General features: G+C 68.0%; 15 protein-coding genes. 8 read left to right on the top strand and 7 right to left on the bottom strand.

The genetic code is table 11. The features are described from left to right. The first annotated feature begins 430 nt into the window (after positions 1-430). The 3 genes from XcuCFBP2542_RS08800 (at position 431) to XcuCFBP2542_RS08790 (ending at position 4,444) form a co-directional block, all read left to right on the top strand. The gene (locus XcuCFBP2542_RS08800) at positions 431-979 is read left to right on the top strand and encodes a YaeQ family protein (protein ID WP_104603276.1); all 549 of its coding nucleotides are present in this window, start codon (positions 431-433) and stop codon (positions 977-979) included. Next, complete coding sequence (locus tag XcuCFBP2542_RS08795; protein WP_104603209.1) at positions 976-2,157, top strand: BaiN/RdsA family NAD(P)/FAD-dependent oxidoreductase; 1,182 nt, start codon at positions 976-978, stop codon at positions 2,155-2,157. Before XcuCFBP2542_RS08800 ends, XcuCFBP2542_RS08795 begins: the two co-directional genes overlap by 4 nt. A 217-nt stretch (positions 2,158-2,374) precedes the next feature. Next, positions 2,375-4,444 carry a GGDEF/EAL domain-containing response regulator gene (locus XcuCFBP2542_RS08790; protein ID WP_104603208.1) on the top strand — a complete coding sequence of 690 codons (2,070 nt, stop codon included), beginning with the start codon at positions 2,375-2,377 and terminating at the stop codon, positions 4,442-4,444. Between the two features lie 79 nt (positions 4,445-4,523). Here the strand turns inward: XcuCFBP2542_RS08790 and htpX are convergent, their stop codons facing one another. Then, positions 4,524-5,402, bottom strand: coding sequence for a protease HtpX (htpX, locus tag XcuCFBP2542_RS08785; protein WP_104603275.1), 879 nt, complete (start codon positions 5,400-5,402; stop codon positions 4,524-4,526). 97 nt (positions 5,403-5,499) lie between these two features. Here htpX and gluQRS point away from each other — a divergent pair, with 97 nt between their 5' ends. The 3 genes from gluQRS (at position 5,500) to phaR (ending at position 7,961) form a co-directional block, all read left to right on the top strand. Then, the gene (gluQRS, locus tag XcuCFBP2542_RS08780) at positions 5,500-6,399 is read left to right on the top strand and encodes a tRNA glutamyl-Q(34) synthetase GluQRS (protein WP_104603207.1); all 900 of its coding nucleotides are present in this window, start codon (positions 5,500-5,502) and stop codon (positions 6,397-6,399) included. A gap of 87 nt (positions 6,400-6,486) precedes the next feature. Then, positions 6,487-7,227: a beta-ketoacyl-ACP reductase gene (gene phbB / locus XcuCFBP2542_RS08775; protein WP_104603206.1), complete on the top strand. Its 741-nt coding sequence runs from the start codon at positions 6,487-6,489 to the stop codon at positions 7,225-7,227. A 158-nt stretch (positions 7,228-7,385) separates the two neighbouring features. After that, a complete protein-coding gene (phaR, locus tag XcuCFBP2542_RS08770) occupies positions 7,386-7,961 on the top strand; it encodes a polyhydroxyalkanoate synthesis repressor PhaR (protein ID WP_104603205.1) in 576 nt (191 codons plus the stop codon). Positions 7,962-8,004: 43 nt separating this feature from the next. Here phaR and XcuCFBP2542_RS08765 read toward each other — a convergent pair whose 3' ends face one another. From XcuCFBP2542_RS08765 to XcuCFBP2542_RS08740, 6 genes are all read right to left on the bottom strand, one after another. Continuing rightward, positions 8,005-8,967: a TraB/GumN family protein gene (locus XcuCFBP2542_RS08765; protein WP_104603204.1), complete on the bottom strand. Its 963-nt coding sequence runs from the start codon at positions 8,965-8,967 to the stop codon at positions 8,005-8,007. A gap of 33 nt (positions 8,968-9,000) precedes the next feature. Next, positions 9,001-9,936, bottom strand: coding sequence for a DUF1684 domain-containing protein (locus XcuCFBP2542_RS08760; RefSeq protein WP_104603203.1), 936 nt, complete (start codon positions 9,934-9,936; stop codon positions 9,001-9,003). Next, a complete protein-coding gene (gene mutL, locus XcuCFBP2542_RS08755) occupies positions 9,936-11,813 on the bottom strand; it encodes a DNA mismatch repair endonuclease MutL (RefSeq protein WP_104603274.1) in 1,878 nt (625 codons plus the stop codon). Before mutL ends, XcuCFBP2542_RS08760 begins: the two co-directional genes overlap by 1 nt. A 138-nt stretch (positions 11,814-11,951) precedes the next feature. Then, a complete protein-coding gene (locus XcuCFBP2542_RS08750) occupies positions 11,952-13,595 on the bottom strand; it encodes an N-acetylmuramoyl-L-alanine amidase (protein ID WP_211292988.1) in 1,644 nt (547 codons plus the stop codon). 70 nt (positions 13,596-13,665) lie between these two features. Beyond that, positions 13,666-14,166, bottom strand: coding sequence for a tRNA (adenosine(37)-N6)-threonylcarbamoyltransferase complex ATPase subunit type 1 TsaE (tsaE, locus tag XcuCFBP2542_RS08745; protein ID WP_104603201.1), 501 nt, complete (start codon positions 14,164-14,166; stop codon positions 13,666-13,668). Continuing rightward, positions 14,163-15,650: an NAD(P)H-hydrate dehydratase gene (locus tag XcuCFBP2542_RS08740; RefSeq protein ID WP_104603200.1), complete on the bottom strand. Its 1,488-nt coding sequence runs from the start codon at positions 15,648-15,650 to the stop codon at positions 14,163-14,165. Before XcuCFBP2542_RS08740 ends, tsaE begins: the two co-directional genes overlap by 4 nt. A 24-nt stretch (positions 15,651-15,674) precedes the next feature. Here XcuCFBP2542_RS08740 and queG point away from each other — a divergent pair, with 24 nt between their 5' ends. Both queG and xseA read left to right on the top strand, forming a co-directional pair. Beyond that, positions 15,675-16,742 (top strand): tRNA epoxyqueuosine(34) reductase QueG, encoded by a 1,068-nt coding sequence (gene queG / locus XcuCFBP2542_RS08735; RefSeq protein WP_104603199.1) that lies wholly within the window; start codon positions 15,675-15,677, stop codon positions 16,740-16,742. Between the two features lie 135 nt (positions 16,743-16,877). Continuing rightward, a complete protein-coding gene (gene xseA, locus XcuCFBP2542_RS08730; RefSeq protein WP_104603198.1) occupies positions 16,878-18,215 on the top strand; it encodes an exodeoxyribonuclease VII large subunit in 1,338 nt (445 codons plus the stop codon). Positions 18,216-18,239 lie beyond the last annotated feature (24 nt).

Here is an 18,239-nt window from a genome sequence, read left to right as displayed (position 1 = left end):
CGTCCGAAAAGCCGGAGCTGAGACTGAGTTGCAGGCGTTGGTAAAGCGGAACGATGAAGCGAGATCTGTAACGATCCGGCTGCACCAGGCCACGATTCACGGTGACCCTTGCAAACACAGTGCGTGCACAGTACTCGTGTTTTCGGCAAAAAGCGACACCCCACCTCAAATCTTTTTCTGTCGGGCCACATCCGACGGCTTGTCAGGGCCTTCCTGCCTCCGGGGCATTTGCTGAATACGCTCTGAGTGCCATCGATCCACAGCTCATCGGGCACCTGCACCGGCCAAGCGGAGCAGGCAGCCGGTCTGCGCCAGGCTACCCGACTTCGCCGTGCCGTCACACCGCCTGCCGCCTGCCCCGCTCACCACCCAGACGCCCGCCCGCCGGGACAGCCGCGTATCATGGGTGCCCTTTGCAATCGGCACCCTGATGGCCCTCACCGCCACCGTCCGCAGAGCGGACCTTCAGATCAGCGACATGGACCGCGGGTACTACGCCAACCATTCGCTGACCCTGGCCCAGCACCCTTCTGAGACCGACGAACGGCTGATGGTGCGGTTGCTGGCCTTTGTGCTGTTCGCCGACGAGCGTCTGGAATTCGGCCGCGGCCTCAGCAACGACGACGAGCCCGATCTGTGGCGGCGCGACTACACCGGCGACCCGGAGCTGTGGATCGACCTCGGCCAGCCCGACGAAAGCCGCGTGCGCAAGGCCTGCAATCGCTCGCGCGCAGCGGTGGTGATCGGCTACGGCGGCCAGGCCACCGAAACCTGGTGGAAGAAGCACGCCAACGCCATGGGCCGGCACCGCAACCTGCGCGTGATCGAGCTCGACTCGCAGGCCACCGAGGCGCTGGGTGCGCTGATCCAGCGCGGCATGCGCTTTGACGTGATTATCCAGGACGGCGAAGTGCAGATGCTGGCCGACCATGGCAGCGTCACCCTGACCCCGATGGTGCGGCAAGCCCCGGCCGAATGAGCATGCGGTGCGACGTGCTGGTCATCGGCGCCGGTGCCGCCGGCCTGATGAGCGCCTTCACCGCCGGTCGCCGCGGCCGCCAGGTGCTGGTGATCGACCATGCCAACAAGGTCGGCAAGAAGATCCTGATGTCCGGCGGCGGGCGCTGCAACTTCACCAACACCGGCACCACGCCGGGCAACTTCATCTCCGCCAACCGGCATTTCTGCAAATCCGCCCTGGCGCGCTACAGCCCCGGCGATTTCGTGCAGCTGGTCGAACGCCACGGCATCGCCTACCACGAGAAGGAGCTGGGGCAACTGTTCTGCGACATCTCCTCCAAGCAGATCGTGCGCCTGCTGCTGGACGAGTGCGAGGCGGCCGGGGTGCAACTGCGCACCCAGTGCGCGGTGCAATCGGTGCAGCGCGACAGCGATGGATTCAGCGTGCAGACCAGCGCCGGCCGCGTGCAGGCGCAATCACTGATCGTCGCCACCGGCGGGCTGTCGATTCCCAGCATGGGCGCCAGCGGCTTCGGCTACGCGCTGGCCCAGCAGTTCGGCCACACGGTGCTGCCCACGCGGGCCGGGCTGGTCCCGCTCACCTTGAGCGGCAAGCACCAGGAGCGTTTGCAGGACCTGTCCGGGCTGGCCTTGCCGGTGGAAGCGCACTGCAACGGCGTCAGCTTTCGCAACTTCATGCTGCTGACCCATCGCGGTGTCAGCGGGCCGGCGATCCTGCAGATCTCTTCTTATTGGCAACCGGGCGACGACCTGCGGCTGGACCTGCTGCCCGGCCACGATGCAGCGGCATGGCTGCGCGAGCAAAAGCAGCACCGTGGCGCCACCGAGCTGCGCAACGTCTTGGGCGATGTGCTGCCACGGCGCTTCGCGCAACGGCTGTGCGAGGTGTGGCTGCCGGACAAGCCCGTGCGCCAACTGGACCCGCCGCAGCTGCAAAGCGCGGCCGATCTACTCGGTGCGTTTCCATTGATCGCCAGCGGAACCGAGGGCTACCGCACCGCCGAGGTCACCCTGGGCGGCGTCGACACCCACCAGATCTCCGGTGCCACCATGGAGTCGCGGCTGACCGCTGGCCTGTACTTCGTCGGCGAGGTGCTGGACGTGACCGGCTGGTTAGGCGGCTACAACTTCCAGTGGGCCTGGGCATCCGGCCACGCCGCCGGCTGCGCGGCGTAGAGCCGCTCACAGAAGCAGTGCGCAGCCGCCATGCGAAAGAACCACCGACCGGGGACGCTGCATGCCAGCCATCGCAGTGCCTGCGCGCGGCCACGTGCCTGAACGTCATCACCACTCCACGACGTGCACTGCGTCGCACCCCGCATGTGGAGGGCCCCACACACATGGACGTGTCAACCCCCTTCGTGTCATAAAGCCCGTCCCCAGGGAGCCGCGCATGCAAAAAGGCAAAGACCTCACCCTCCGCCTGATGATCGTTGACGACAGCGTGGAGAATGCCGAGGCGATCGTGACCGCGCTGCGCAACGGCGGCATCGCGGTCCGGCCTTCGCGCCCGCAAACACCGGAAGAGCTTGCCAGCATGCTGTCCGGCCAGATCGACCTGGCTTTGCACGGCCAGGCGCAGCAGGTGCCGATGAGCGCGCTGCATGCGCAGATCGCCGGCAGCGGCAAGGACATTCCGATCATCCTGCTGGCCGAGCGGCTCGAAGAGAACGCGCTGGTAGAAGCCGCTGCACACGGGATTCGCGCCATCGCGCTGCGCCACCGCCCCGAGCATCTGTTGGCACTGGTGCGCTCGGAATGGGCCGATCTGCAGGCACGCCGCGGCTTGCGCCGCATCGAGGCGCAGATGCGCGAGACCGAGCGCCGCTGCGATGCCTTGATCGCTTCCTCGCGCGACCCGATCGCCTACGTCCACGAAGGCATGCACATCCGCGCCAACGAGGCGTACCTGGACATGTTCGGCTTCGCCTCGTTCGACGACGTCGAAGGCGTCTCGCTGCTGGACATGATCGCCGCGCAGTACGTCGACGATTTCAAGCAGCTGCTGAAGGCCATGGCCAAGGGCGAGCCGCCGCCGGCGCAATACAAGGTCGACGCCCGCCGGCTGGAAGGCGACACCTTCCCGGCAACGATGGAATTTGCCACCGCCACCTACGAAGGCGATCCCTGCATCCAGGTGGTGTTCCGCCGCCGCGAGGAGTTCGACCCGGAACTGGCACGCGAAGTGGAAGACCTGCGTCAGCGCGACCAGGTCACCGGGCTGCTCAACCGCCCCACCTTCATGGTGGCGCTGGAACAGGCGGTGGCACAGGCCGGCCGCAGCGAGGGCCAGTCCGGCTTTCTGTTGATCGAGCCGGACAATTACGCGCGCATCCTCCCCGAGATCGGCCTGGACGCGGCCGACACCCTGATCGCGGCCATGGCCGTGCACGTCGCCGGCGTGGTGGACCAGAGCGTGGTCGCCGCGCGTTTCGGCGAGCATAGTTTTGCGCTGTTGATGAGCGGCAACTATGCACGCACGCACGCCCTGGCCGAAACCGTCCGCCAGGCATTCGCGCAACAGGTCTTCAGCATCGGCGCGCGCTCGACCACGGTCACGGTGAGCATCGGGGGCGTGCAGATCGGCGAGAAGATCGCCAGCATCGGCCAGGTGCTCAATCGCGGCACCGAGGCGGTGCGCACCACCGCCGAACTTGGCGGCAATGCGGTCAGCATCTACGACCCGGCCGCCTCGGACCGGGCCGAGGAAGAACGCATCGCACGCTGGGTGGAGCAGTTGCGCGAAGCCCTGGTCGGCGATGGTTTCGTGCTGCATTACCAGCCGGTGCTCAGCCTGCAGGGCGAGCCGCTGGAGCTGTACCAGGCTTTTCTGCGGCTGGAACGCAACGGCGAGATGATGTCGCCCAACGCCTTCATGGCCATCGCCGAAGAGCACGATCTGATTACCGAGATCGACCGCTGGGTCGTGGCGCGGGCGATCCGCCAGCTGGGCGAGCAACAACGCGCCGGCCGCCGGACCCACCTGCTGGTGCGCATCGGCCCGAACTCGTTCGCCGATCCGCAGATGATCGACACCATCCGCGAGCAACTGGCGGTGTACGGCGTGCCCGGCGAACGGCTGTGGCTGCAGACCCCGGAATCGAAGGTCTTCACCCGCCTGCGCGATGCCCAGCAGTTCCTTGCCGCGGTATCGGCGATGGGCTGCAAGGTGGGGCTGGAGCAGTTCGGTTCGGGGCTGGATTCGTTCCAGCTGCTGGCGCACTTCCACCCGGCCTTCCTGAAGCTGGATCGCAGCATCACCGGCGAGATCGCCTCGGCCCGCGAAAGCCAGGAGAAGATCCGCGAGATCACCTCGCGCGCGCAGCCGGCCGGCATTCTTACCATGGCCGAGTTCGTGGCCGATGCGCAGTCGATGAGCAGCTTCTTCAGTGCCGGCGTGGACTACGTGCAGGGCGATTTCGTCGCGTCCACCAGCCCGACGATGCAGTTCGAATTCGGCTGAGGCGTCCGGCCGGGCAAGCCCGCACAGGCGCACAGCCCGTGCGGGTGGCAGCGACGCTAGCGCGGCGGGCGCAGACCGCTCACGCCGCAGTGGCGGTGGCGGAACGCAATGCGGCGATACGCTCGGTCAGCGGTGGATGGCTCAGGAACAGCCGGCGCAGACCGGCACCCACGCCGCCGGAAATGCCGAAGGCCTGTACCTGCGCGGGCAAGCTGCTCTGCCCATGATTCAGCGATAGACGTTCCAGCGCGGCGATCATCTTGCCGCGGCCGGCCAACTGCGCGCCGCCGGCGTCGGCGCGGAATTCGCGGCGACGCGAGAACCACATCGCGATCATGGTGGCGAACATCCCCAGCACCATCTCCAGCGCGAACACGATGATGTAGTAGGCAAACCCCCGGCCACCCTCGCGGTTGCCCGACAGCGTGCTGTCGATGACCCCGCCGACCACGCGCGCCAGCACGATCACGAAGGTATTGAGCACCCCCTGCAACAACGCCATGGTCACCATGTCGCCGTTGGCGACGTGGGCGATCTCGTGGCCGAGCACCGCCTCGGCCTCGTCCTGGCTCATGTGTTGCAACAGGCCGGTGGAGACCGCCACCAGTGCGTTGTTGCGGTTGGCGCCGGTGGCGAAGGCGTTGATCTCCGGGCCTTCGTAGATCGCCACTTCCGGCATGCCGATGCCGGCGGCCCGGGCCTGACGCTGCACCGTCTCGACCAGCCAACGCTCGGTCGGCGTACGCGGTTCGGCGATCACCTGCGCGCCGGTACTGCGCTTGGCCATGAACTTGGACAGCAACAGCGAGATGAAGGACCCACCGAAGCCGAAGATGGCGCCCATCACCAGCAGGCCACTCATCTGCGCGGGATTGACGCCCAACACCGACATGACGACGCTGGCGAGCATCAGCACCGCCAGGTTGGTCAGCAGGAACAGGAAGATGCGGTTGAACATGGCGCGCGGGCTCCACTCGGACGTGATGGACTGCTGTGGATTTGCGGACATGACTGCTTGAAATCAAGCGCGCATCTGACCGACGATTCAGCCGCCCATGCCCTCACTTCCCTATCGCGGCCGCTTTGCGCCCTCCCCGACCGGCCCGCTGCACTTCGGCTCGCTGCTGGCCGCCTTCGGCAGCTGGCTGCTCGCTCGGCATGCCGGCGGGCAATGGTGCGTGCGGCTCGAGGACATCGACCCGCCGCGTGCCGAAGCGGGCGCGTCCGAGCGCCAACTGCGCACCCTGGCTGCTTTTGGCCTGGTCTCAGACCTGCCGATCCTCCGGCAATCCGATCGCGATGCGCACTACACCGCCGCGCTCACCACGCTGCTGGAGACCGGGCAGGCGTTCGAGTGCAGCTGCAGCCGCGCCGACCTGGCGCGCATGGGCGGGATCCACCATGCCTGTGTCGCGCCACTGGGCGCACGCCGCGCGGTCCGCCTGCGGGTACCGCCGCAGCCGCCGGTCGGCTTCGACGACGGGTTGCAGGGGCATGTGCTGCAGGACGTGCATGCCGAGGTGGGCGATGTGGTGCTGCGGCGCGCCGACGGCTACTGGGCCTACCAGCTTGCCGTCGTCGTAGACGATGCGGCGCAGGCGATCACCGATGTGGTGCGCGGTGCCGACCTGCTCGATTCCACCCCGCGCCAGCTGGTGCTGCAGCGCGCCCTTGGCCTGCCGACTCCGCGTTATCTGCACCTGCCGCTGATCCTGGATGCCGAGGGCCGCAAACTGTCCAAATCGCATGCCGCCCCCGCGCTGGACGATGGCGACCCGCTGCCCGCCCTGCGCGCCGCCTGGCAGGCGCTGGGCCAGCCGCCTGCCGTCCTGCCGCCGCATGGGGGCGTGGACACACTGCTGCAGCAGGCGGTGCAGCATTTCTCGCCGGAGTTGCTGCCGGCAACGCCCACGCTTGACCTGTCCATGCGCGCGTCGCCCCCGCTGCGTGACTAGAATTGCGGCCCAGCACCGGCATCCGGCCGCGGCGCCTGCGCCACGGCCCTGATCGCCCCCTGCCTCTACCTGCTTATTGGAGTCGTCATGACATCTCGCGTCGCATTGGTCACCGGCGGCACCGGCGGTATCGGTACCGCCATCTGCAAGCGCCTGGCCGATCAGGGCCATCGGGTCGCCAGCAACTTCCGCAACGAGGAGAAGGCGCGCGATTGGCAACAACGCATGCAGGCGCAGGGCTACGAGGTCGCCTTGTTCGGTGGCGACGTGGCCTCGTCCGAGCATGCGTGCGCCTTGGTGGAAGCGGTCGAAGCGGCGCTGGGGCCGATCGAGGTCCTGGTCAACAACGCCGGCATCACCCGCGACACCACCTTCCACCGCATGACCGCCGAACAGTGGCACGAGGTCATCAACACCAATCTCAATTCGGTGTTCAACGTCACCCGCCCGGTGATCGAGGGCATGCGCAAGCGCGGTTGGGGACGGGTGATCCAGATCAGTTCCATCAACGGGCTCAAGGGCCAGTACGGCCAGGCCAATTACGCTGCGGCCAAGGCCGGCATGCATGGCTTCACCATCTCGCTGGCGCGCGAGAACGCCGCCTTCGGAGTCACCGTCAATACCGTTTCGCCTGGCTACGTGGCCACCGACATGGTCATGGCGGTGCCGGAAGAAGTGCGCGCCAAGATCGTGACCGACATCCCCACGGGCCGGCTTGGCCGACCGGAAGAGATCGCCTATGCGGTGGCGTTCCTGGTGGCGGAAGAGGCTGCTTGGATCACGGGTTCGAACCTGGACATCAACGGCGGCCACCACATGGGCTGGTAGATTTGCTGCAACTTTGCGATGCAGCATGGATTTGGGCCAAAAACCATGCTGCGCAACATTTTTTATGTGTCCGCGTCGACAAATAAGGTCCGTTGGCTGTTGCAACGGCTGCTGCGCTGCGCCATCCTGCGCGCACTATCAGTGTGAGTGAACGCTCCATGGCCGGACTTCGCATCATCAAGAAGTATCCCAATCGCCGTCTCTACGACACCGAGATTTCCAGTTACATCACCATTGAAGATGTGCGCCAGCTCATCATCGACGGCGAAGAGTTCGAGGTTCGCGACGCCAAGAGCGGCGAAGATCTGAGCCGCGCCGTGTTGCTGCAGATCATTGCCGACCAGGAACAGGACGGCGAGCCGATGCTGTCCACCCAGTTACTGAGCCAGATCATCCGCTTCTACGGCGATTCGCTGCAGGGCTTCATGGGCAACTACCTGGAGCGCAGCATGCAGGTCTTCCTGGACCAGCAACAGCAGTTCCGCCAGCAGATGGGCAACCTGCTCGGGCAGACCCCATGGGCGATGATGAACCAGCTGACCGAGCGCAACCTGGAGCTGTGGCAGGAATTCCAGCGCAACTTCGGCGCCGGTTTCGGTCGCCCGGGCGGCCCTGGCACGCCGCCGAGCCCGCCGGGCGCCGGCAGCATGGGCAGTGGCCCGATGGGCACCGGCACGCACGGCACCTCGGGCAACCAAACCGGCACCACCGGCAAGGCCCGCAACCGCGGCTGATCGAACATCGCGCGTGGTGCCGGATGGCGCTACGCGCACACCATCAACGGCCGGCCTGCGCAGCGCAGGCCGAGCAGATCCGCTCGATGTGGTAGCCGCGCGCCCGCAGCCGCTCCACCACGCCATCATTGCCCAGCAGGTGCAAGGCACCGACCACGACCAGCGTGGTTCCGCTGCCCTTGCCCAATTGCTTTTCCAGCCGTGGCACCCAACGCGCATTGCGCTCGACGTTGATGTCCTGATACAGCGCCGGATACTGCCTGCGCATGTCCTCGGCCATCTGCGTGGTCAGCGCGTGCACGTCGCCGTTGCGCCAGGCCGCATGCAACCGACGCAGCTGGTCGGTGGTCTGTGCCTCGTCCAGTGCTTCTTCCAGCAGTTGCTGCTGCTCGGCGGGCGTCATGCCATCGAGCAGGGTGAGCTGTTCCTCGGCGCGTTCCAACCCGTCGGCCGGCTTGCCGCGCGACTGCGCCTGCTGCATCAGGTAATGGTCCAGACCCGCGTTCGGTTCCATGCCCTGGCGCGCCATCTCGGCCAGGCTGATCGACAACGCCACGAACCACGGCTTGAGCGATTGCAGCGCCTCGATCGACATGCCGTGCTTGCGCGCATAGGCACTGAGTGCCTGCCAGGTCCTGGCATCCAGCGTGTCCTGCAGGGTGCGCCCGTCCGTGCGCCGTGCCACCTGCAGCATGCGCCCGGCCAGCTGCGGCGATTGCGCATCGGCCGGCGGCAGCTCGAACAGCAGGCGGTCGGCCTTGGCGAAGGCCTGCATCACGTCCGGCGACAGCGGGTAATCGCTGGGCTTGAGCACATGGAACGAGCCCAGCAAATAGAGCGTGCCGCCCTTGCCGTCGACCTTCCACAGCAATGGCACCGGCGGACCGGCAGGCGCATCGGCCGTACCGCGCGCCCGGCCCGGGGCCACCACCCCGCTCCATAGCGCCAGCACCAGCAGTGCTTGACCACACCAGCCGACGAACCACGCGCGCCCCCGCAGCGTCATCGAAACTCCTGTCACCGCGCCCCCTTCGCCACGTCAGTGCGGCACCTTGTAGGCCTTCTCGCCCGCCGTGACCGCCAGGTCGATGCGGTTTTCCGGCGGCGGCAATGGGCAGGTGGCAAACGGCGTGAACGCGCATGGCGGGTTGTAGGCACGATTGAAATCCACCACCACGTGCCCTGAAGCGTCGGGCACATCCAGGTCCAGGAAGCGCCCGGCCGGATAGCTGCCGTGCCCGCTGGTGCGATCGGCGAACACCACCAGGCCCGGCCGTCCAGGCTCGCCGATGGTCTCCAGACGATAGGTCTTGCCGTCGCGCTCGAACTCGATTGCGCCGGCATTGGCCTGCGCGCTGGTGATACCGACGATGTCCACGATCGGCAGGGTCTTGCCGACAGCATTGGGCACGTAACGCGCGCTGATGCGCCAGGACGGATCCACCGGCCAGTAGTCCAGCCCGGCGAAATGGGTGCGCGATGGCGCATCGGCGTGCTTGACCCGCAGCGCATAGCGGTCGCCGCGATGGATCAGGCTGAGCACCCCCTTGCCGTCGTCGAACCGGATCAAGGTGGGCTGGGGATCGCGATCGGACTGGAAGCGGATCCTGCCGGTCAGCGGCTTGCCATCGATACTGAGCGTGGCGCCACGCTCGGGAACAAACCACACCGTCGTGCCTTCGGTGGACACCATGCCCATCTTCGGCGGCCCGACCGCCAGCTTGATGCCGCTGTCGGCACTGCGGCCGATGTAATGCGCCTTCAGCGTCAGCCAGTGCAGACCGACCAGGCTGGTCCAGCCATCGGGTGCACGCAGCGCTTGCAGACGGCTTTCGCGCCAGGCAGCGCTATCGGCCAGGGAGGCCTTGTCCGGCACGACCGACGCGGCCGCCGGCGGCGCATCGCGCCCACACCCGACCAGCGTTGCCACCGCCAACACCACTGCCAAGCAGCCTGTTCCCCTGTGTCCTGCCATTACCGCCCCCTCAGGAACCAACGATCGATTTCGCCCAGCGTAAACCGCGCCCAGGTCGGACGGCCATGGTTGCACTGGCCCGAGCGTTCGGTGACTTCCATGTCGCGCAGCAAGGCATTCATTTCCGGCACGGTGAGGCGGCGATTGGCGCGCACCGCGCCGTGGCAGGCCATGGTCGAGAGCAGCTCGTCGCGCGCGCTGGCGATGCGGCGGCTCTGGCCATGCTCACGCAGGTCGCCCAGCACATCGCGCAGCAAGGCTTCGGGCTCGGCGTTGGCCAGCAGCGCGGGAATGCTGCGCACATGCAGCGATTGCGGGCCGGCACGGGTGATGTCGAAGCCCAGGCTGGCCAGGGTGTCGGCTTCGCGCTCGGCGGTATCGGCCTCGCGCTCGCCCACGGCCAGCGTCATCGGCACCAGCAGCGGCTGCGCCCGCAGGCCGATGCTGTCGTGGGCGTTCTTCAGGCGTTCGTAGCCGATACGTTCGTGCGCGGCATGCATGTCCACCACGATCAGGCCTTCGGCATTCTCGGCCAGGATGTAGATGCCGTGCAGTTGCGCCACGGCATAGCCGAGCGGCGGCACGCCACTGTCTGCGGCGGTGGGCGGCAGGCCGGTGCCGGAGACCACCGGCACATCGCCCGACGGCTGCGCGGCGCTGCCGGGCGGCGCATACAGCGCGCTGTAGGCCGCGCGGGCCTCGTCCACGCGCAGGCCCAATGGCGCTTGCGATGGCCGCCAGTTGGCATAGCCCGCCGAGCCACCACCACTGCCCGCAGCAGAGCCATAACTGGCGCCACCGCCACCGCCGACGTTGCCCGGCGCAGCCGGCGCAACCAGGGCGTCACCCGCCGCATCGCTGCCGATGCTGCCGGGCGTGGTGCCGGCGCGCGTCTGCGCCAGCGCGTCCTGCAAGGTGCGGTAGACGAAATCGTGGATCAGCCGCGCCTCGCGGAAGCGCACCTCGTGCTTGGCCGGATGCACGTTGACGTCCACCCGCGCCGGGTCCAGTTCCAGGAACAACACGTAGGCCGGCTGGCGCCCATGGAACAGCACATCGCCATAGGCCATCTTGACCGCATGCGCCACGCTGCGGTCGCGCACCGAGCGACCGTTGACGTAGAGATATTGCTGGTCGGTACTGGCACGCGAGTAATGCGGCTGCGCCACCCAGCCGTGCAGGCGCAGCCCGGCGCCGCTGTGATCCACCCGCAGCGCCTGGCGCGCGAAATCCTCGCCCAGCGTTTCGCCCAGCCGCGCATCCGAATACAGATCGCCCGGCTTGTAACGGCGCGAAGGCTTGCCGTTGTGCGAGACGCGCAATTCCACGTCCGGCCGCGCCAGCGCCAGCGAACGCAGCCACTCTTCGATATGCCCAAGCTCGGTGCGTTCGGCACGCAGGAACTTGCGCCGCGCCGGCACGTTGAAGAACAGCTCGCGCACTTCCACCGTGGTGCCTGGCGCGTGCGCCTGCGGCGTCACCTCGCCCAGGCGCCCGCCCTCGATCTGCAGCGCCGAGCCATGTTCGGCATCGTGGCGGCGCGAGACCAGGGTAAAGCGGCTGACCGAGGCGATCGACGGCAACGCTTCGCCGCGGAAACCCAGCGTGGCGACGGTTTCCAGATCGTCCAGCGAGGCGATCTTGCTGGTGGCATGCCGCGACACCGCCAGCGGAAGCTCGTCCGGCGTGATGCCGCCGCCGTTGTCGCGGATACGGATCAGGCGCACGCCGCCTTCTTCCAGATCGATGTCCACGCGGGTGGCGCCGGCATCGAGTGCGTTCTCGACCAGCTCCTTGACCACTGAGGCAGGCCGCTCGACGACCTCGCCGGCAGCGATCTGGTTGATGAGGATCTCCGGCAGCTGACGGATCGCCATCAGCGCGCACTCCGGCATGGGACGCGCGGCATGCGGAACTTCGGGGGTAGCACGAACAAGACAGACCTCGGCACGGCAACCCGGCGGCGCACAGGCGCCGGCATCTCGGGAATCAGTGCCGAATGATAGCCGAGCGTGTCAGCGGCTGCCGCCGGCCACGGTGCCTGCAGCAGTGTCAGCCTCGGCCTGCGCGCGTGCCGCGAACAAGGTGCCCGGTGGCGGCTGGCGGGTGAAGAAGGTATCGATGCCATCCAGCACTGCGGCGGCAATCTTGCGCTGGTAGGCCGGATCGATCAGGCGGCGCTCTTCGTCCGGGTTGGAGATGAAGGCCGTCTCCACCAGCATCGCCGGCATGTCCGAGGTGCGCAGCACTGCGAAATTGGCGCGCTCCAGCTGCGGTTTGTGATTGTTGCCGATGCGCTTCAGCCCACCCAACACATGCCCGGCCGCGTCTTCGGAGGCCTTCATGTGGCCGCTCTGTGCAAGATCCAGCAACACGTTGGCCAGGGTGCTTTCGGTCTGCTGCAGGCGCACGCCGCCGACCAGATCGGCGGCATTTTCCTTGTCGGCCAGCCAGCGCGCGCGTTGCGAGGATGCACCCTTGGTGGAGAGTACATACACCGACGAGCCGGTCGCGCTGCGGTTTTCCGCTGCGTCGGCGTGGATCGAGATGAAGATGTCGGCCTTGGCGGCACGCGCCTTCTGCGCGCGCATCGGCAGGGGAATGAACACGTCGCTATCGCGCGTCAAAAAGGCCTTCATGCCGGGCGTGGCGTTGATCTGGCGCGCCAGCTCACGGCCGACGGCCAGGGTGACGTCTTTTTCGCGCTTGCCCGTCGGCCCGGTGGCACCCGGATCCTGGCCACCGTGACCGGGGTCAATGGCGACAATCAACGGCCGCATGCCAGGTGCCATCTTGACCCGCGACGCTTCGCTGGGCAGCAGCGGACGCGGAGGTGCATCGTCGTCTGTACTGGCAACGGCTGCGCCCGAAGCGAGGCCACCAGCGGTCGCGGTGGGTGCGCTCCCGCCATTGAGAATCGCCGCCGCCGTCGCGCCGCCCGTGCCGACCACACCGGAAGACGCCGCCGCCGCCGTGCCCGGCCGCGGCGTCGGCACGCCGGTCGCCACCGTGGTGGGAACGGCAGCTGGCGTGACGGTCGGCATGGCCGATGCGGGAACCGCCGCTGCGACCGGAGCGGGAGCAGGTGTGGGAGCAGTGGTCGGTGCGGGAGCTGGCAAAGCGGCCGAGGACGCACGCTGCGCGGACGCAGCCAACGCCGCCGTGGCGCGCGCCGCTTCGGTCTGTGCGTTGAGCGGGCGCGGTGGCGGCAGCGCACCCGCCGTGCCGGTCGCGGCGGCGGCCATTGCAGGTGCCGGCATCGGATCGCCCGGCCACTCGATCACCAATGTCGAAGCGCTGCCCAGGGTCTGCATCTGCGGCTTCAACGCGGTCACTGGGCTGGCCAGTTCGAACACCACGCGAAACGTCCCCGGCACTGGCTGACCCGTGCGCACCGACGTCACCAGGCCAGTGGCAGTTGGCAGTGTGAGGCCACGCGCCGCCGACGAATCCGGAAAGTCCACCACCAGGCGGTTCGGGTTGGCCAGCGACAAAGTCTTGAAACCACCGCTACCGGCGAGCTGGATCTCGGCCCGCGTGCCGGTGGCGCCAGTGGTCACGCCGACCGTCTTGATTTCGCCAGCCCAACCAGCAAAAACCGCCAGGCTGAGGCTGGCGGTCAGGGCGGAACGACAGAGTTGGCGGATCCCCGGTGTCATGGCGCTGGATTCAATCATCCATGCCTGTGAATTGCAAGGTGATTTCCCTTAATAATCCGCAACCTGGCGTTCATTCTTCCTGTTCGCCGGCAAAAAGGGGCTGCAACTCGACGTGATCGGCCAGCGCCCGCAACCAGTCGTGCCCGGTTGCGCTGCGACCGAGCAGACGCACGCGACGCCCTTCACCATCCACCGCCAATTCCACGTCTAGATCCACTGGTGGCAGCGCGCCCGCGCCGCGCTCGGGCCATTCGATCAACCACAGGCTGGCGCTGCCCTCGTCCAGGCCGAGAAAATCCAGTTCGCCCGCGTTGCCGATGCGGTACAGATCCAGATGCCAGGCTTCGTCGCCGGTGGCTAGCGGATAGCGCTCGATCAGCGTGTAGGTGGGGCTGCGGATGGGGCCGGTGACACCGAGCGCGCGCAGCAAGGCGCGCGCCAGGGTGGATTTGCCGGCGCCCAGGTCGCCATGCAGCTGCACCACCGCCGTGGCGGGCCGCACCGCCGCCAGCGCACGACCGAGGGTTTCGCTGGCGTCGGCGTCGATCAGGTAGGCATCGAGCTGGGTCATGGGTGGGTTCCGGAGTTGGCAAGGCGGCGCAGCGACAGCAGCAGGTCGGTCGGCAACAGTCCGCGTTCGCCATCGCAGGCGGCCGCATCGCCAGCGCAGCCGTGCAGCAAGGCACCCAGGCTGGCAGCATCGAAGGCCGACCACCCCTGCCCCAGCAAGGCGGCAATCACACCGGTCAACAGATCGCCCATGCCACCGACCGCCATGCCGGGATTGCCGGCGTCGATGATGCGCGGCACGGCATGCGGCGCAGCCACCACGCTGCCGGCCCCCTTGAGCACCACCACCGCCTCGTAGCGCTGTGCCAGCGCGGCGGCCGCAGCCAGGCGGTCGCGCTGGATGTCCCCGGCCGACACCCCGAGCAGGCGCCCGGCCTCGCCAGGATGCGGGGTGAGCACGCGCGGGCCGCGCGCAGGCAACGGATTGCCGGCCAGCAAATTCAGCGCATCGGCATCGATGACCAGTGGCGTGTCGGACGCCAGTGCGGCCTGCCACAAGCCCTGTGCCCAGGCGTCCTGGCCCAGCCCCGGCCCAAGCGCGATCACATCGGCGGCCTCGGCGAGGGCGGCGATCTCGTCGCCAGCCTGCACCGCGCGTGCCATCGCCTCGGGACAACGCGCCAGCAGCGGCGCGACATGCTCGGCCCGCGTGGCCACCTGCACCAGCCCGGCACCGCTACGCAGCGCCGCCTCGGCGGTCAACAGGATGGCGCCACCACTGCCGAGATTGCCGCCAATGCACAGCACCCGCCCGGACTCGCCCTTGTGGGTGTTGCGCCGCCGTGGGCGCAATTGCGCAGCCAGTGCTCCGCTCTCCCAGCCGTGCGCGGCAGGCGCCAGCCCATCGAATGCGTCGAGCGGCAGGTCCAGCGATGCGATGCCGCGCTCGCCGGAAGACTCCAGCGCATCGCCGGTATACAGGCCGACGTGCGGCACGATGAATTGCAGGGTGGCCTCCGCACGCACGGCGGTTCCGAAGGCCACGCCGTGATCGGCATCGATGCCGCTGGGCACATCCAGCGCCAGGACCGGGCGACCGGCCGCATTGATGGCCTCGATCAGCGCGGTGGTTGGCGTCTCCGGTGCCCGATTCAGGCCGATCCCGAACAGCGCATCGACGATCACATCGGCCTGCGCCAGTGGGTACGGAAACAGGTCGATGGCACCGCCCACCGCCAGATAGTCGGTGCAGGCGCGCTGTGCCAGGACCGAGCCAGGCCCGTGTCCGGGCAGATGCACCACCCGCACCTGGCGCCCGGCCCGCTGCGCCAGCCGCGCCAGCACATAGCCATCGCCACCATTGTTGCCGGTGCCGCATACCACCACGATGCGGCGCGCCTGCGGCCAGCGTTCCAGCAGCCACTGCCAGGCGGCCTGGCCGGCGCGTTGCATCAGCGTGTAGCCATCGCCACCGAGCAGCGTGGTGGCCCGCGCATCGAGCGTGCGCGCGGCAGCGGTATCGTAAAGAGCAAGCGGTGCGTACATGCCGGGAATTCTATACTTGTCGCCATGTCTGCAGTCCTCGCCCGCCCCGACCCTACCGATGCTGCTGCGCGCATCCGCGTGCTTGCGCGCGAAGCGGGCTTTCAACGCTGCGGCATCACCGGCATCGAACTGGGCGAAGACGAAGCGCATCTGCGCAGCTGGCTGGCAGAAGGCCTGTACGGCACGATGCACTGGATGGCCCAGCACGGCGACAAGCGCTCGCGCCCGCAGGAGCTGGTGCCGGGCACCTTGCGGGTGTTGTCGGTGGGCATGGATTACGGCCGCAAGGACGACACCGAGGCCTGGAACACCTTGCACGATGGCACCCGCGCCTATGTGGCGCGCTACGCCCTGGGACGCGACTACCACAAGCTGATGCGCAACCGGCTGCAGAAGCTGGCTGAGCGCATCCAGGGCGAGATCGGCACCTTTGGTTACCGCGTGTTCGTGGATTCCGCGCCGGTACTGGAACGTGCGCTGGCGCGCAACGCCGGGCTGGGCTGGATCGGCAAACACACCTGCCTGATCGATCGCAATGGCGGCTCGTGGTTTTTCCTGGGCGAGATCTACCTGGACCTGCCGCTGCCGATCGACACCCCGGCCACCGCGCATTGCGGGACCTGCACGCGCTGCATCGACATCTGCCCCACCCAGGCCATCATCGCCCCCTACCGGCTGGATGCACGCCGCTGCATCGCCTACCTCACCATCGAACACGACGGCGCCATTCCCGAAGACATGCGCAAGCCGATCGGCAACCGCATCTTCGGTTGCGACGACTGCCAGCTGATCTGCCCCTGGAACAAGTTCGCCAAGCGTACCGACGAAGCCGACTTCCGCGCCCGCAACGACCTGGATGTGGCCACGCTGCCACAGTTGTTCGCCTGGGACCAGGACGAGTTCCTGCAGCGCACCGAGGGCAGCCCGATCCGCCGCAGCGGACACGAACGCTGGCTGCGCAACATCGCGGTGGGCCTGGGCAATGCACCCGGCACGCTGGAGGTACTGGCCGCATTGGAAGCGCGCCGGCACGATGAGTCCGAGCTGGTGCGCGAACACGTCGGCTGGGCGCTGGCCCAGCACGGCCTTTGACCGACCGCCACTGGCTGCGCCACAGCCAGTGGCGGGCACCGCGCCGTGCGCAATGGGCCATCGCGGCCATCGCGGCCCCTTCGCGTCCCGGCAGCCGATCACCCAGGATCTTCGCCGCTGCGGGATAATGCGGCGATGGCCGAACGCACCCAACAGATCCTCACCCCCAGCCAGCTCAACACGCTGGCGCGTGACATGCTCGAAGGCAGCTTCCCGCTGGTCTGGGTGGAAGCCGAACTGAGCAGCGTCACCCGTCCGTCGTCGGGGCATCTGTACTTCACCCTCAAGGATGCGCGCGCGCAGATCCGCTGCGCGATGTTCAAACCCAAGAGCACCTGGCTGAAATTCCAGCCCCGCGAAGGCCTGCGCGTGCTCGCGCGCGGCCGGCTCACCTTGTACGAGGCGCGTGGCGACTACCAGTTGGTCCTTGACCACATGGAAGAGGCCGGCGAAGGCGCGCTGCGCCGTGCCTTCGACGCGCTACGGGCACGGCTGGCCGCCGAAGGCCTGTTCGATGCCGAGCGCAAGCAGCCGCTGCCCGCGCATGTGCGCCGGCTGGCGATGATTACCTCGCCCAGTGGTGCGGCAGTACGCGATGTGCTCAGCGTGCTTGCACGGCGCTTCCCGTTGCTGGAGGTGGACCTGCTGCCGTCGCTGGTGCAGGGCGAGAGCGCCGCCGCGCAGATCACCGCGTTGTTGCAGCGCGCCGATGCGTCCGGGCGCTACGACGTCATCCTCATCACCCGCGGCGGTGGCTCGCTGGAAGACCTGTGGGCCTTCAACGACGAAGCGCTGGCGCGCGCGATTGCTGCCGCACAGACGCCTATCGTGTCGGCGGTGGGTCACGAGACCGACTTCAGCCTCAGCGATTTCGTCGCCGACGTGCGTGCGCCCACGCCCTCGGTGGCGGCCGAACTGCTGGTGCCCGATCAGCGCGAACTATTGGCGCGGGTCCGTCGCGCACGCACGCGCCTTGCCCAGCTGCAGCAGCACGTCTTGGGCAACGCGATGCAGCGGGCCGACCGGCTGGCCTTGCGCCTGCGTGCACAGAGCCCGCAGGCGCGCCTGCAGCTGCTGCATCGCCGCCAGGAAGACGCCGCACGCCGCTTGCACGGGCGCATGACCCACCTGCTGGAACGCCTGCAGGCACGCCTGCAACGCGCGCAGACGCACCTGCAGGCGCATACGCCGCAGCGCAATCTGGCCAGCCTGCAGCAGCGCCTGCGCGCCCTGCATCCACAGGCCGCCATGCAACGGCGCCTGCAGCACGATCGACTGCGCTTGCGCGGCGTGGTGCGCTCGCTGGAAGCGGTGAGCCCGCTGGCCACCGTGGCACGCGGTTATGCCATCCTGACGCGCCCGGCAGACGGGCAGGTGATCCGCAGCGCTTCCGAGGTCGCCCCGGGCGAGCGCCTGCGTGCGCAGCTGGCCGACGGCAACATCGAGGTGCGCGTGGAGTCCGGCGAGGACTAACAGCGGCGTGCAGCCGCCCGGCTT

Origin of the sequence: Xanthomonas cucurbitae (assembly GCF_002939885.1) — a bacterium.
Taxonomy (GTDB): domain Bacteria; phylum Pseudomonadota; class Gammaproteobacteria; order Xanthomonadales; family Xanthomonadaceae; genus Xanthomonas; species Xanthomonas cucurbitae.
The sequence above is the reverse complement of the archived record's forward strand: the minus strand, read 5'-3'. Positions and strand labels throughout refer to the sequence as shown.

Bases quoted from the DNA above. Each gene is read 5' to 3' on its own strand.
- htpX (WP_104603275.1), bottom strand. From the start codon at position 5,402: ATGTTCAACCGCATCTTCCTGTTCCTGCTGACCAACCTGGCGGTGCTG.
- XcuCFBP2542_RS08790 (WP_104603208.1), top strand. From the start codon at position 2,375: ATGCAAAAAGGCAAAGACCTCACCCTCCGCCTGATGATCGTTGACGAC.
- XcuCFBP2542_RS08750 (WP_211292988.1), bottom strand. From the start codon at position 13,595: ATGACACCGGGGATCCGCCAACTCTGTCGTTCCGCCCTGACCGCCAGC.
- queG (WP_104603199.1), top strand. From the start codon at position 15,675: ATGTCTGCAGTCCTCGCCCGCCCCGACCCTACCGATGCTGCTGCGCGC.
- phaR (WP_104603205.1), top strand. From the start codon at position 7,386: ATGGCCGGACTTCGCATCATCAAGAAGTATCCCAATCGCCGTCTCTAC.
- gluQRS (WP_104603207.1), top strand. From the start codon at position 5,500: ATGCCCTCACTTCCCTATCGCGGCCGCTTTGCGCCCTCCCCGACCGGC.
- xseA (WP_104603198.1), top strand. From the start codon at position 16,878: ATGGCCGAACGCACCCAACAGATCCTCACCCCCAGCCAGCTCAACACG.
- XcuCFBP2542_RS08760 (WP_104603203.1), bottom strand. From the start codon at position 9,936: ATGGCAGGACACAGGGGAACAGGCTGCTTGGCAGTGGTGTTGGCGGTG.
- XcuCFBP2542_RS08795 (WP_104603209.1), top strand. From the start codon at position 976: ATGAGCATGCGGTGCGACGTGCTGGTCATCGGCGCCGGTGCCGCCGGC.
- tsaE (WP_104603201.1), bottom strand. From the start codon at position 14,166: ATGACCCAGCTCGATGCCTACCTGATCGACGCCGACGCCAGCGAAACC.
- phbB (WP_104603206.1), top strand. From the start codon at position 6,487: ATGACATCTCGCGTCGCATTGGTCACCGGCGGCACCGGCGGTATCGGT.
- mutL (WP_104603274.1), bottom strand. From the start codon at position 11,813: ATGGCGATCCGTCAGCTGCCGGAGATCCTCATCAACCAGATCGCTGCC.
- XcuCFBP2542_RS08765 (WP_104603204.1), bottom strand. From the start codon at position 8,967: ATGACGCTGCGGGGGCGCGCGTGGTTCGTCGGCTGGTGTGGTCAAGCA.
- XcuCFBP2542_RS08800 (WP_104603276.1), top strand. From the start codon at position 431: ATGGCCCTCACCGCCACCGTCCGCAGAGCGGACCTTCAGATCAGCGAC.
- XcuCFBP2542_RS08740 (WP_104603200.1), bottom strand. From the start codon at position 15,650: ATGTACGCACCGCTTGCTCTTTACGATACCGCTGCCGCGCGCACGCTC.